Here is a 13220-nt window from a genome sequence, read left to right as displayed (position 1 = left end):
GTCAGTTCTCTTTCGAAGCAGAGCAAGCAAGGGAGGCGCGCGCACGGCGCCGGCTCAGGCCAAAGGCGGCGGTCAGACAGACCAGAAAGGCGCCGCAGCCCAGCATGACGAAAAGCGCCTGCGGGGCGATCCCGTCCATCAATCCGGCGGCAATCCCCGGGGTGAGGACATTGCCGAAGGAATAAAGCAGCAAGAGCCCGCCCGAGGCCGCGACCATATGGCGGCTGTCCAGAAGCGAATTGGCATAGGCGATGCCCACCGGGTAAATCGTCATCGCCACCGCGCCATAGGCGAAGAACAGGCCAAGCAGCACCGGATGCGAGCCCGCTCCCCACCAGATGATCGCGGCGCAAAGACCCGAAGTCAGCGCGCCTTGCACCATCAGCAAGGCGGTGCGGTCGATCCGGTCCGAGATCCATCCGGCAGGGGCCTGCGCCAACATGCCGCCGATGCTGAAAGCGGTGACCAAGGACACCACCGCCGCCGTATCAAGGCCGATCCGCTCGCCATAGATCGGGGTGAGCGTGAAGACGTTCATATTCGTCATCCCCGCCTGAAAGACGCAGACCATCGTCACCGGCGCCAGCCGCGCGAGCTGCCAGACGGTGAAGCGGCTGGCCTTGGCCGCCGCCCCGCGACGGGTCTCGGGATGCGGCGCATCCGTGGCCTGATCGGGCAAGGCAGGCCAGGGACCGCCCAGAAACAGCGCATGGGTGACCCCGGCCAGACAGATCGCGATGACGATCAGGAAAAGATGCGGCGAGCTTGGCCCGGCGGCCGAGATCAGCAATTGCCCCAGCAGCACCGCAAGCGAGGTCATCAGCATGTAAAGCGAGAAGAAGGCCCCGCGATTGCGCTGATCCGCATAGAGGTTGATCCAGCTTTCCGAGACCACGAAGAGCGTCGCCGTGGCAAAGCCGCTGGCCAGACGCAGGCCAAGCCAGACCGGAAAGCTCTGCGTCATCGCATAGCCGCAAGAGGCCAGAAACGACAGCAGCGCAACGGCCAGAAAGGCGCGCTGATGCCCGAGCGCCGTCACCAGCCGATGGGCGGCTAGGCATCCGAGCAGGAAGCCCACCGGAAAGGCCGTGAGCAGGGCCTGCACGACGCGCGGATCGAGCGTCGGTGCGCTCAGGTAAAGCGACACCGAGGTTGTCAGCATCGCATTCGCGGTCACAATCAGGCAGATGCTGGTCATCAGCGGCGCGATCGCCCGGATCCGGCCCGAACCCGGCCGGCCCGAGGCCAGCCCCATTCCCGAGGGTTGCATCTCAGCCCGCCTTCGCCACGCGCCCCAGAACCGGCGGATGCGCCGCCAGCTCTGCACAGCCGATGTGACAGGCGATCTCATGCGTCTCGCTGACCTTGCGCAAGGGCGGCGGCGTCGTGTCGCAGATCGCGCCAAGCTTGCGGTGGCAACGGGTCGCAAAGCGGCAGCCTGCGGGGACATTGATCGGGCTTGGCGTGTCGCCGCTCAGGGTGATGCGCGTGCTTGGCGCGCCCTCGGCATGCGGGTCGCGGATCGCCGACAGCAGCGCCTCGGTATAGGGATGGGCGCCGGTGCCGAAGACCTCGTCAACCGTGCCTTGCTCCATGACCTTGCCCAGATACATCACCACGACCTTGTCCGCGACATGGCGCACCAAGGCGAGATCGTGGCTGATGAAGAGCATCGTCGCCTCTTTCTCGCGCTGGATGTCGAGCAAGAGCGTCACCACCGCCGCCTGAACCGAGACATCGAGCGCCGAGACCGGCTCATCGGCCACGATCAGCGTCGGATCGGCGGCAAAGGCGCGGGCAATGGCGATGCGCTGCTTCTGGCCGCCCGAGAGCTGGTTCGGCTTGCGCTTGGCCACGGCGGGCGAGAGGCGCACCATTTCCAGCAATTCGCGCACCCGCGCCTCGATCTCGGCCTTGCCTTTGCGCAGACCGAATTTCTTGATCGAGCGATAGATCGAGAAGGTCGCGCCATGCGAGGGGTTGAGCGTGCTGTCGGGGTTTTGAAAGATCATCTGCACCGCCTTGAGCATCTCGGGCGGGCGGGCGCTGGCTTCGATCATGGCGATGTTTTCGCCCGCCATGCGGATCGCGCCAGAGCTTGCGCGGCCAAGGCCGGTCACGATCCGCGCGAGGGTCGATTTCCCGCAGCCGGATTCTCCGACCAAGGCCACGATCTCGCCGCGCCCGGCCTCGAAGCTGATCGCCTCATTGGCCTTGACGCTGCGGGTCGGGCTGATCGCGTAGATCTTGCTGACATCCGACAGCGCAATCGCAGGCTCGGCGCCGGTGGTCTCGCGCACGGCCACGCCCGGCGCGGGAACCGGCGCCGCAACATCGGGCCAGCGTGCGCAGCGCACGAGATGGGCGGCGGCATCGGCGCTTTGCAGCGGCAGGCCGGGCTGGTCGCAGATCCCCGCGCGGAAGCTCGCGCAGCGCGGACCGAAAAGGCAGCCCTCGGGGCGTTCCTGCGGCAAGGGGATATGACCGGGGATCGCGGCCAAGGTGCGCGTGCGCTTGTCGCCGCGAAGATCGGGAATGCAGTCGATCAGCCCGCGCGTATAGGGATGGCGCGGATGGCGGAACACCTGTTCGGTGCTGCCCTCTTCGACCATCTCGCCCGAATACATGATCCCCAGCCGGTCGCAGCTTTCCGCGATTAGCCCGAGGTTATGCGAGATGAACAGCAGGCTCGTCGCATAGCGCCGCCGCAGCTCCTCGATCAGATCGATCACCGCCGCCTCGACCGTGACATCCAGCCCGGTCGTCGGCTCGTCGAGCAGCAAAAGCGAAGGCCGAGCAAGCAGAGCCATGGCAATGACGACGCGCTGCTGCTGGCCGCCCGAAAGCTGGTGCGGATAGCGCCGCAGCATATCGCCGGGATCGGGCAGGCGGACATCGGCGAGCATCGCCTCGGCCATGTCGAGCGCCTCGCGCCGGGTCGCGCCCAGATGCAGCATCGGCACCTCAGCCAATTGCGCGCCGATGGTCTTGACCGGATTGAGCGCGCTCATCGGATCTTGATAGACCATGGCGATCTGACGCCCGCGAATGCTGCGCAGATCCTGCGGCGACACGCCGACCAGCTCGCGCCCGTTAAAGCGGATGCTGCCATTGGCGATCACGCCGGTGGTGCCGAGATAGCCCATGATCGCCATGGCGGTCGTGCTTTTGCCGCAGCCCGATTCACCGACCAGACCATAGCTTTCGCCGGGCATGACCTTGAAGGACAGATCCGGGATCGCGACCACGGTCTCATCCTTGCCGCGAAATTCGATCTTGAGATTCCGGATATCGAGCACCGGCTCGACGTTTTCCCTGGGATCACGGGTCATGGCCGCTCCTACAAGATGGGACGAGACTGCATTCATGGTTTCCAGAGTCATGGTTTCCACGCCTCGCGCATCCCGTCAGCGAGCAGGTTGAAGCCGAGGACAAGGCTCACCAGCGCCAGCGAGGGGATGATCGACATCAGCGGCCAGACGTTCAGCACGGTGACGCTTTCCTTGACCATGCCGCCCCAATCGGGGTTCGGCGGCGGCAGGCCGAGGCCGAGAAAGCCCAGGATGCCGATGGTGATGATGGTATAGCCGATGCGCAGGCAGCCATCGACGATCAGCATGCTGCGGCAGTTCGGCAAGATCTCGACCAGCATGATATAGAGCGTGCTCTCGCCCCGCAGCTTGGCGGCCGCGACATATTCCTGATCCTTGATCGACAAGACGAGGCCGCGCGTGATCCGGCCGATGCCCGGCGCCGAGGCGATCGTGGTCGCGATGATGATATTGAGCACCGAAGGCCCGATATTCGCGATCAGGATGACGTAGATCACCAGCACCGGGAAGGCGAGGATGATGTCCGAAAGCCGCCCGATCAGCAGATCGGTCCAGCCCCCGAAATAGCCCGCGAGCATCCCGAGCGAAATGCCGACGATCATTGCCACCGTGACCGACAGCGGCGCCACGACCAGCACGGTCCGCGCCCCGAAGATCAGCCGCGACAGCACGTCCCGGCCCAGAATATCGGTGCCGAGCCAATGCGCCCAGGACGGGCCCGGCGATGCCATCGCCATCGCATCGGATTCGGTCGGCGATTGCAGCGGCAGGATCGGTGCCAGCAGGGCCGCGAGCACCCAAAAGAGCACCAGACACATGCCGACCACCGCCGTCCGAGAGCGGAAGATCCGCATCCAATTGGGCTTTGCCTTGCGGGCCGGTTTTGGCTCGGCCACGGCGCGGGTGGCTTCCGAAAGCGGGGGGTTTTGCTGAATGGTCATGGTCATTTCACCCTGATGCGCGGGTCAAGCAGCATGTAGCCAAGATCCCCCAGAAGCTGCGTCGTCACGGCGATCGCGACCGTGATCATGGTGGCAGCCTCGAGCGTCGCGATATCGCCAAAGAGGCTCGCATCGAGGATCAGCCGCCCGAAACCGGGATAGGCAAAGACGAGCTCGGTCACGACCACGCCGCTGATGAGAAAGTTGATCTGCAAGAGCAGCACGGTGAAAGGCGCGATCATCGCATTGCGCAAGGCATGGCGCAGGACGACCTGGCGCGTGCTCATGCCCTTGAGAATGGCGGTGCGGATATAGGGCCGCTCCATCACGCCGATCATCGAGACGCGGATCATCCGGGCGACATAACCGAAATCATAGATCACCAGCACCGCGACCGGCAGGATCAGCTGGTATCCGATCGGCCAGCCGCCATCGCTGTTGAGCGGGCTCGTTCCCGGCAGGATCGGCCAGAGGATCACGAAGAGGGTGACCAGAAACACGCTCGAGGCGAATTCGGGGATCGAGGTGAAGGTGATGCAGATGACCGATAAAACCCGATCGAGCTTGCCGCCCTCTTTCAGACCCGAGAGGATGCCGAAGAGGATCGACAGCGGCACGATGAACAGAAACGCCAGCCCGGCAAGGATCGCGGTATTGCCCAAACGGTCCCAGATCACATCATTGACCGGCAGCTTGTTCAGCGTCGAATAGCCGAAATTCCCGAAATATTGCGCGCCGCGCGGATCGCTGAAATTGAGCCCGGTGTCGGGATCTTGCAGCGGATCGGGAATGGCACCGACCAGAACGCCAAGCCAGCGGCCATAGCGCACGACCAGCGGATCATTGGCCTTGAGCTTTTCCGACAACAGATCGACCTGCTGCTGGGTGGCATAGGGGCCAAGCGATTTGCGCGCGACGCTGCCGGGGGTGAATTCGCAGACCGCGAAGACGAGGAACGACGCGCAGAGCATCGTCACCACCATCATCACCAGTCGTTTCAAAAGAAATTTCGCCATGGGGAAGAAGGATCCATGTTCTGGGAAACGGAACCCGACCGCGCCCAACCCAATCAAGCGAGGCCAAGCCGGGCTCCGGCCAAGCGTTAAGCGGAAACGGCGTATTGATGGGCGAAGAGATATTGCGAGGGATGCAGCTCGAAGCCCTGAACCTTCTTGTCCATCACGGTCGAGAAGATCCGCCAGAACGGCTGCACGATCGGGCCGTCGTCCTGCATGATCGCCTCGATCTTGGCCATGACCTTGCTGCGCTCTTTCGGATCGAGAATGCCCTCGGCCTCGGTCAGCAGCTTATCGAGTTCGGGATTGGCGTAATTCGACTCGTTCCAGGCGGCGTTCGAGCGATAGGCCAGCGACAGCGTCATGATCGCGAGCGAGCGATGCCCCCAAGCGGTCAGGCTGAAGGGCGTGGTCTTCCACACCTCCCAATATTGCGCGCTCGGCAAAGCCTTGATGTTGATGCGCACGCCGATGTCCTTGAATTGCTCGGCCAGAACCTGCGCAGTGTTCAGCTCCCAGATCGGATCGGGGCGGGTGACCATGTCGAAATCAAAGCCGTCGGGATAGCCGGCCTCGGCCAGCAATTGACGCGCCTTTTCGACATCGCGGCCATATTTCGGCAAAGCGGCATATTCGGGATGGGTGGGCGCGACATGGTGATCCTCGGCGGGCGTGCCCGCACCCAGAAGCGCGGTCTGGATGATCTTGTCGCGATCCACGGCCAGACGCATCGCCTGACGCACGCGCTTGTCCTTGAACTGCTCGATCTCGGGATGCATCCGCGCCACCACGGTCTGGGTGGTCTGGACCTCATAGACCGCGACATGGGGGAAGTTGCGCATCGAGTTGATCTGAACGGCATCGGCTTCCGACAGGCCATCGACCTGACGCGAGGCCATCGCGGCAATGCTCGCGCCCGGATTGTCGCCGAGATCGACGAATTCGAACGTATCGAGATAGGGCCCCTCGCCCCAGTAATCGGCGCGCGCCTTGTATTTCGCGCCCTTGCCGACGGTGTATTCGACCATCTCGAACGGCCCGGTGCCGTTCGCGCCGGGGCCAAAGACGCCGCCATCGGCCGGATCGGCGATGAACATCGGATAGTGATAGAGATGCTCCGGCACCGCGATCTGGGGCGCGGCGCAATTCAGGCGCACGGTGTAATCATCGACCTTCTCGATGGCATTCTCGCTCCAGAGACGGCTGGCCATGCGCGGGCTCTGGTCGGCGTTCTTTTCGCCGGTGTCGTAATCCTCGACGAGATAGCCGGTGAAGAGGCCGAGCATCGACGAGCCGATCGCAGGATCGCAGACCCGGCGCAGGTTCCAGACCACATCATCGGCGGTCAGAGGACGCCCGCTGTGCCACGAGATGTCGCGGCGCAGATGCAGGGTCCAGGTCTTAAGATCGTCGCTCACCTCCCATTTTTCCAAAAGCGAGGGATGGGTGATGTTCTCGGCATCGGTGAAGGTCAGATATTCGCAGACCTGGCGGATCAGGTTAGATTTCTCAGCGAAATCAACGAGATGGGGATCCTTGATCTCCATGCAGCGCATCCCGATCCGCAGATTGCCGCCTTTGGGCAAAGCCGCGGGCTCGGCCGCCGTCGCGGGCGCGGGCAGGCCCGAAAGGCCATAGGCCGCCGCCGCCGAAAGCCCCAGAAGGGTCGCCTTGCGCAAGAAATCCCTGCGGCCGATCGCGCCGGTTTGCATCTGATCGACGAGGGTCGGGATGTAGGAATGCGTAGTCTTGTCCAAGGCAAAACCTCCTGGTTGGCGAAGAGCTGTTCTCGTTTTTTATCGGCCGGCGCGGGTGGCCCGACAGGCGGAGCACCCCCGGCGTCAGCACCGATTCCCCGCAAAGAGAGCCCTCGCTGATCAGCCATGTTTTTTGCAGAGATACCGCGCCCACAGGCCCGGCAATATGCTGTGAGTCGTCATATTATGTGCGCAACACGACATGGCGCGCGATTGATCCATGACGCCCGCGCCCGGGTCGAAAGGCGTCGCCGATCTGCAATCACGCTCTGGACCACGACGAATGGTGCCGCGTCACGACCCGAGGGACCGCCGCGCGATTTCCGCCTTGCGGGTGGCCGCGGGGCTTTCCTGAAATTGCTGGCGGTAGAACCGGCTGAAATGCGAGGGGGAATCGTAGCCGCACAGCTCGGCGATCTCGGCAATGGTCAGCTCGGTGAAGGTCAACAGCTCACGCGCGCGCGCCATGCGCAGCTCGATATAGAATTTCGACGGGCTCTTGCCGAGATTGGCGTGAAAGATCCGTTCGAGCTGGCGCAGGGACAGCGCGACGCTGTCGGCAAGTTGGGTGATCTCGACCGGCGCGCTGAGGCTCGCCTCCATCTGGCGCACGACATAAGCGATCTTCGAGTTGCGGATGCCGAAGCGATCTTCGGGCGACATGCGCTGCACATCGGTCATCCGCCGGATATGGGCATGGTTGAACTGATCGGAAATCAGCGCCGCCAGATCGCGCCCTTCAATCGCCGCGATGATGTAAAGCATCATGTCGAGTGTCACCGTCCCGCCCGACGAGGTCACGAAGCGCCCGTCCGAGGAATAGATGTCATCCGTCGCCAGACAGTTCGGAAATTCGCGCCGAAAGCTTGCCAGCGATTCCCAATGGACCGAACAGCGCCGCCCTTCGAGCAGACCCGCCCGGGCCAGCAGGAAAACCGCCGTGCTGACCGCGCCCAGAAAAGCGCCCTCTGAATAGATCCGCCGCAGCCAGCCGAAGACATTCGGCTCATAGGCATCGGCATAGTTGATCCCGGCGATCAGGATGACGATGTCACAGCGCGGCGCCTTGCTGATCGGCGCATCGACATCGAAGCCCAGTCCCGAGCTTGATTTCACCCCTGCCCCATCAGCCGACAGCAAAACCCATTCGAAGGCCTTCTTGCGCGCAAGCCGATTGCCCTGTCGCAAGGAATCGACCGCCGCCGCAAAGGTCATCAGCGGGAAATCCGGCACCAGAAAGAAGCCGACCCGCACGGGCCTGCCCGTTTGCGCGAGCTGCGCAAAATTGCTGTTCTGATCCGCCATGTCTGACCTCCCGCGCGGCGCGGGCCTCCTCCCGCCGCGCGGCAAGGATTAACCGATCAATCGGCCTTGCGCGATATGGCCCGGTCCCGGCGCGGTGATTTCCCCTGCTGCCGCGCCTGCGGCTGAGCTGGTGCCTAGATCCGGCCCACCCGCAGATTGATCGGCCAGGACACCCGATGCCGCTGTTCGGCATCTCCCCAAAGGTCCGCAAAGTTCTGCGCAACCTCCGTCAGAAGATCGGCGCGCCCCGCCTCGGTCATCCGACGCACCGCCGACCAGGTCGAGACATAGCCCAGAAATTCCGCCAGATTCCAATCGCGCTCAATGACCAGAGCGGGTGGCGAGAATGGAGCGAAGGGAAAGTCGAGATCGGCATAACCGCTGTCAACCAAACGCCGCTCGGCGGGCCAATACGGGCCAGCCTCGTCGCGGTAGAAGCGGGCGAAGCGCTGGTTGAGCGTCGGGTTTTCAAAGCGCAGAACGCCATAGCTGATCAAGGCGATCACCGCATCTGGGGCAGCGATCCGGCGCGCCTCTGCATAGAAGGCGGGCAGATCGAACCAATGCGCGGCCTGCGCGGCAGTGATCAGATCGGCGCTGTGATCCGGGACCGGCAGAGCCTCTGCCGGGGCGCAGAGATAGCTGACGTCGGCATGAGGCGCTGCGTTTTCCAACTGATCCGCGCTCGGATCAAGTCCGATCACCTCGGTGAAATGCCGGGCAAGCTGCACGGTCAACTGGCCGGTTCCGCAACCGGCATCAACCGCCTTACCCCGCCGTGGCGCGATCTCGGCCAGATAATCTGCCAGTGCCGCCGGATATTCGGGCCGGAACTGAGCATAGCCGCGCCCGCCCGCATCAAACCAGTTCCGCGATATGTTGGGCGTGCTCATCAACCTATCCTCGCTTTAGCTTGCTTCCGTTGGGGCTGCGGAGTGCGCCGCTTTTAATCATCAGAATACCGCCAAACTGATGATTAAGCCGCGGCACCGACAAATGGTGGAAATTGCCAACTGGCAATTTCTTACTTCCCGGCAATCTCACTGCGAATGAAGGCATCAAGCGCGAGGCGCAAAGCCTCTTCAGAAATGGCGTCCGAAAACTCGAGATGAATTTTGCTGCCGCGCCGTTGCATCTTCACCTGATCTTGCGCCGCCCCGCCAAAGGTCAGCTTTTCCGGCGCCGTCGGCGCACCATAGGCCGCCGCCTTCAACCGCGCCAAAAGCTTTGCCACCGGCACGAGATCGCCCTGCCCCGCCCGCGCGCCATGCTGTTCGGCACCAAGCTTACGCGCCTCGGCCAGCACATCCTCGCGGGCATCAGCAAGCCAGGGCCGCAGACTGCGCGCGTGAAGCTCTTTCAGCTCGGTGATCTGGGGCCAAGCGGCAACGATTTCTTGCGGCAAGCGCGCAAGGTAAAGATAGCGCGACAGCCAAGCCTCCGAGACCTCCAGCCGCGCCGCCATCGCCTTCTGCTTGCCGCCATAATAGAGGTCGAGCGCCATCAGATAGTCCCGCGCGCGCTCATAATCCGACAGATCCGCGCGGTCCCGGTTCTCGATGTCGGCAAGGCGGAAGGCCTCTTCATCGCTGAGGTCACGCACCTCGATCAGATAGCGAAATTGCGGATAATTGTTTGCCCGCAGCCAAGACACGGCGAAATGGCGCCGCGCGCCGCAGATCACCTCATATTCGGCGCCCTGCCCGGCTGGCAGCTTGCGCACGATAGCCGGGAATTCCTGCTGGCCCTGCGATTTGATGCTGTCAATCAGATCGCGACAATTTTCCTCATTCAGCAGCTCATAGGCGCGGTTGTGACGCTCCCACATGATGCAGCGGTCGGGATCGACCCAGCGCAGCAGCTTTTCCTCACGCTCTCCGCTGTCGGCCAAAGCATTCGAGCGCTTTAAAAACCGCGCAGAGGTTTTTTCGGCGGCGACTTCTTGCGGGATATCGCGCAGCACATCATCGAAAATCGCATCGTGACGCTTGCTCAAAGCAGCCCCTCCTTGCGCAGATTGTGATGATGACTGGGCCAGGTCTTGCGCGCGAGCAGCTCGACCTCACGCCCGACCGCGTCCAGATAAGCGCGGCAGCGGCGGTGGGTTTCGGTTCGCGCCGCAGGACCCGTCATCTCGTAAACGGTCATCAGATTGGCGGTGGCATTGTCGATTTCCGCCGAATCCTTCAGGACCGCGCCCAGCATATCCTGCGGGAAAACCGCATCCATCATGCGCTTGATCGCCTGATGCGCCGACTTTTGGTCGTTCATCTTGCTGGTCAGGATGCGGATGAAGCTATATTCACGCTCTCCGCCATGACGCGCGAGCTCGGACAGCGTCGCCTCCATCATCTTGAGAAAATGCGCGGTTGAGGCGAAGTCGATATTGTTCGGCGGCGCCGGGATCAGCAGCGCATTCGCAGCCCGCATCACCGAGAGCGAGATCATCCCAAGCGCCGGCGGCGGGTCGAGAAGGACGATATCAAACTGATCGGCGATCGAGGCCACCCCGTCGCGCAACCTGTCCAGTATGAAGGCGGGTTCGCGTGCCATGCGCGCCGCGAACTCATATTCAGCGTCATAAAGGCCAAGGTTTGCCGGGATCAGCGCAATTCCGGGCCAGTAGGTCGCGCGCAGCGCGTAATGCAGCGTCTTCGGGCCGCCGTGCTGCAGGAACGGATAGAGCGTGTCCTCGTCCTCATCGATGTCGATATCGGGATTGAGCCCGAAAACCGAGGTTGTCGAGGCCTGCGAGTCGCAATCGATCACGCAGACCCGGTAGCCCTTCAGGGCGAAATATTGGGCGAGATGAACCACGGTCGTCGACTTGCCGACACCGCCTTTGAAGTTCTGCACCGCCAGAACCAGGGGCGGATCTTCGGGCTTGCGATGCGGCTGCGTGCCGAAAACCTCACGCATCCGATTGATCTCACCCAGAGTATATCCGTTCCGCCGGCCGGTGGTTTCGTCTTTTTCCGGTTCTGGCAAACGGCCATCCGCCTCAGCGTCGCGGATCGCTTTTTCCGAACGGCCAACCATTTCCGCCGCGGTGCGGACGTTGTAGATCAGATCAAGTCGCTTTTCATTGCCGGGCGAGAAAACCCGCTCGCGCAGGCGTTCGATGACGGTCGAGGCTCGGCGACTGAGAATGCCAAGCTCGTCCAGCGTGACTGGAGGAAGAACTGGGGACATGGGGGCCTGATTATCTGCCTGTTTGTCTTAGTATGTCTTATGCGGTCCCAAGGGTAAAGTTCGGAAATTTTAGGGTTTAGCCTCAAAAGCCGATAGCGGAAGGAAGACCGCGCATTCATCGAAATCTTCAACAAAAAGGGCTGATTTTGACGATACGAGCCGGGCAATCTATCCCGTTTTGTAAGCTTTGAACGCGGCCGTGCGATTGGTCTTCTTCCCCTGTGGATAAATCAAACAACCTCTTAGGTTCAGATTCTAATGATTCAATATTCATGCAAGGTAAGCACATGATAATAGTGAGTTATATTCAGAAACTCCTACATTTCGGGACACGAACCCCTACTTTTCGGGCGGTAGTCCTTACGAATCGGGAGCGCTCGGCTTACTTTCCGGGCGGTCTCTAAAGCTTACTTCCTGGGTTGCTTGTCCAAGCGAAAGGAATGGTCTGATTTTTATCAACAAAAGCAATGGCCTGAGGATCAGCCAAGCGTGATCTGATCCGTCGCTGCTTACAAATTGGGTGCAATACACGCAACAGCGGCGGCTGAGGTTGAAGTCTTACGCTCTATCCGATACAAACGTAAGCGATGCGGAGTAGGGGATTATGGCAGAAGGCAGGATTCGGACAGTCACGGCTCGGCCCAATGCCGAGAGCCTGATCAAACCAGGCGAGCTGGTCGATCTTGTCGAGGTCACGCCACTGACTCTGAACGATCGGCGCATCTACAACCAGCTGTTGGAAAACGCCTGGGATGCGATCGACAAGCCGGTCACCCATTTGATTCCCAAATCGGCTTTGCGCGGCAGCCATAACTCGAATGATCGGGTCGGAGAAAGCCTTGAACGACTGATGTCGGCAATTGTCAAGGTCGCGGTGATCTGGGACGGTGAGCCTGCGATCGAGCGCGTGCAGCTTTTGGGCGGCAACCTTGAAAGCGGGCGCGCGGATGGGATGCTCGAATATGAGATCCCGGCGCGCTTGCGCAAGATCATCGGTAACAGTCAGGTCTTTGCCCGGCTTCAGCGCGAGGTCATGTTCGCGCTGTCGTCGAAATATGCGCTGACGCTTTACGAGATGGTGCAAAAGCGCGGCAATCTGCGCTGGAAGGCGTCGGAGAAATTCACGCTGGATTCGTTGCGCGGCATTATGGGTGTGCCGAAGGGTAAGCTGACAAGCTGGTCGAACCTCAAGCTGCGGGCGATTGATCCGGCGGTTGCCGAGGTGAAGGCCTTGTCGGATTTCATGGTCGAGATCGCGCCGATCAAGACGGGCAGGGCGGTTACGCATGTCGAGCTGCGCTGGTGGCGCAAGGACGGCGATGCGACCGGCGCCGCCGACCGCGCGCTGCAATTTTCTAAAGTCGGCCGCCGGGTTCGTGCCGAGGGCCGGACCGAAGAGCTCTCGGTGCCGGGGGTGGGCAGCTTGCGGGCGCGCCCGGCTTGGCTTGAGAGTCGCGGCGCGGCGCTTCAGACGGCGACCTATGAAACGGCGCGCCTGCGCCATCCCGGCTATGACATCTATTTCATCGAGGGCGAGTGGCGAAGCTGGGCCGCAGGCAAGGAGCCTGCCACCGATCCCGACCGCGCGTTTCTGGCTTTCTTCCGCAGCTACGCTGAAAAGAACCCGCTTTAGAAATTGCCAATTGGCAATTTTTCGGAAGCCGCCCGACCACCGAC

Annotated in this window: 10 protein-coding genes; 1 reads left to right on the top strand and 9 read right to left on the bottom strand. The window is 62.1% G+C overall.

The window, feature by feature from the left end; translation table 11 throughout:
• Position 1: 1 nt before the first annotated feature.
• The 9 genes from JCM7686_RS17665 to JCM7686_RS17625 all read right to left on the bottom strand — a co-directional run bounded on the left by JCM7686_RS17665 (position 2) and on the right by JCM7686_RS17625 (position 11543).
• Positions 2–1270: an MFS transporter gene (locus tag JCM7686_RS17665; protein ID WP_051201685.1), complete on the bottom strand. Its 1269-nt coding sequence runs from the start codon at positions 1268–1270 to the stop codon at positions 2–4.
• 1 nt (position 1271) lies between these two features.
• Positions 1272–3368: an ABC transporter ATP-binding protein gene (locus tag JCM7686_RS17660; protein WP_020952750.1), complete on the bottom strand. Its 2097-nt coding sequence runs from the start codon at positions 3366–3368 to the stop codon at positions 1272–1274.
• Between the two features lie 11 nt (positions 3369–3379).
• Entirely contained in the window at positions 3380–4273 is an 894-nt protein-coding gene (locus JCM7686_RS17655; protein ID WP_041528086.1) for an ABC transporter permease, read from the bottom strand.
• Positions 4274–4275: 2 nt separating this feature from the next.
• Positions 4276–5289 carry an ABC transporter permease gene (locus JCM7686_RS17650; protein ID WP_020952748.1) on the bottom strand — a complete coding sequence of 338 codons (1014 nt, stop codon included), beginning with the start codon at positions 5287–5289 and terminating at the stop codon, positions 4276–4278.
• An 86-nt stretch (positions 5290–5375) separates the two neighbouring features.
• Positions 5376–7046 carry an ABC transporter substrate-binding protein gene (locus JCM7686_RS17645; RefSeq protein WP_020952747.1) on the bottom strand — a complete coding sequence of 557 codons (1671 nt, stop codon included), beginning with the start codon at positions 7044–7046 and terminating at the stop codon, positions 5376–5378.
• Between the two features lie 294 nt (positions 7047–7340).
• On the bottom strand, positions 7341–8351 hold the full coding sequence (locus JCM7686_RS17640; RefSeq protein ID WP_020952746.1) for a GlxA family transcriptional regulator: 1011 nt from the start codon (positions 8349–8351) through the stop codon (positions 7341–7343).
• A gap of 134 nt (positions 8352–8485) precedes the next feature.
• Entirely contained in the window at positions 8486–9244 is a 759-nt protein-coding gene (locus JCM7686_RS17635) for a class I SAM-dependent methyltransferase (RefSeq protein WP_020952745.1), read from the bottom strand.
• Between the two features lie 131 nt (positions 9245–9375).
• Entirely contained in the window at positions 9376–10347 is a 972-nt protein-coding gene (locus JCM7686_RS17630; RefSeq protein ID WP_020952744.1) for a ParB/RepB/Spo0J family partition protein, read from the bottom strand.
• On the bottom strand, positions 10344–11543 hold the full coding sequence (locus JCM7686_RS17625) for an AAA family ATPase (RefSeq protein WP_020952743.1): 1200 nt from the start codon (positions 11541–11543) through the stop codon (positions 10344–10346). The genes JCM7686_RS17630 and JCM7686_RS17625 overlap by 4 nt, the downstream gene beginning before the upstream one ends.
• A 604-nt stretch (positions 11544–12147) precedes the next feature.
• Here JCM7686_RS17625 and JCM7686_RS17620 point away from each other — a divergent pair.
• Entirely contained in the window at positions 12148–13176 is a 1029-nt protein-coding gene (locus JCM7686_RS17620; RefSeq protein WP_020952742.1) for a replication initiation protein, read from the top strand.
• Positions 13177–13220: the final 44 nt, after the last annotated feature.

Source organism: Paracoccus aminophilus JCM 7686 (assembly GCF_000444995.1).
Lineage (GTDB): Bacteria > Pseudomonadota > Alphaproteobacteria > Rhodobacterales > Rhodobacteraceae > Paracoccus > Paracoccus aminophilus.
Note: the sequence above shows the minus strand (reverse complement) of the source record. Positions and strands in the feature narration are given on the sequence as shown.

What these genes read in the sequence shown, in the direction of transcription:
- JCM7686_RS17665 (WP_051201685.1), bottom strand. Translation starts at nt 1,270, where the DNA reads ATGCAACCCTCGGGAATGGGGCTGGCCTCGGGCCGGCCGGGTTCGGGC.
- JCM7686_RS17660 (WP_020952750.1), bottom strand. Translation starts at nt 3,368, where the DNA reads ATGAATGCAGTCTCGTCCCATCTTGTAGGAGCGGCCATGACCCGTGAT.
- JCM7686_RS17655 (WP_041528086.1), bottom strand. Translation starts at nt 4,273, where the DNA reads ATGACCATTCAGCAAAACCCCCCGCTTTCGGAAGCCACCCGCGCCGTG.
- JCM7686_RS17650 (WP_020952748.1), bottom strand. Translation starts at nt 5,289, where the DNA reads ATGGCGAAATTTCTTTTGAAACGACTGGTGATGATGGTGGTGACGATG.
- JCM7686_RS17640 (WP_020952746.1), bottom strand. Translation starts at nt 8,351, where the DNA reads ATGGCGGATCAGAACAGCAATTTTGCGCAGCTCGCGCAAACGGGCAGG.
- JCM7686_RS17635 (WP_020952745.1), bottom strand. Translation starts at nt 9,244, where the DNA reads ATGAGCACGCCCAACATATCGCGGAACTGGTTTGATGCGGGCGGGCGC.
- JCM7686_RS17625 (WP_020952743.1), bottom strand. Translation starts at nt 11,543, where the DNA reads ATGTCCCCAGTTCTTCCTCCAGTCACGCTGGACGAGCTTGGCATTCTC.
- JCM7686_RS17620 (WP_020952742.1), top strand. Translation starts at nt 12,148, where the DNA reads ATGGCAGAAGGCAGGATTCGGACAGTCACGGCTCGGCCCAATGCCGAG.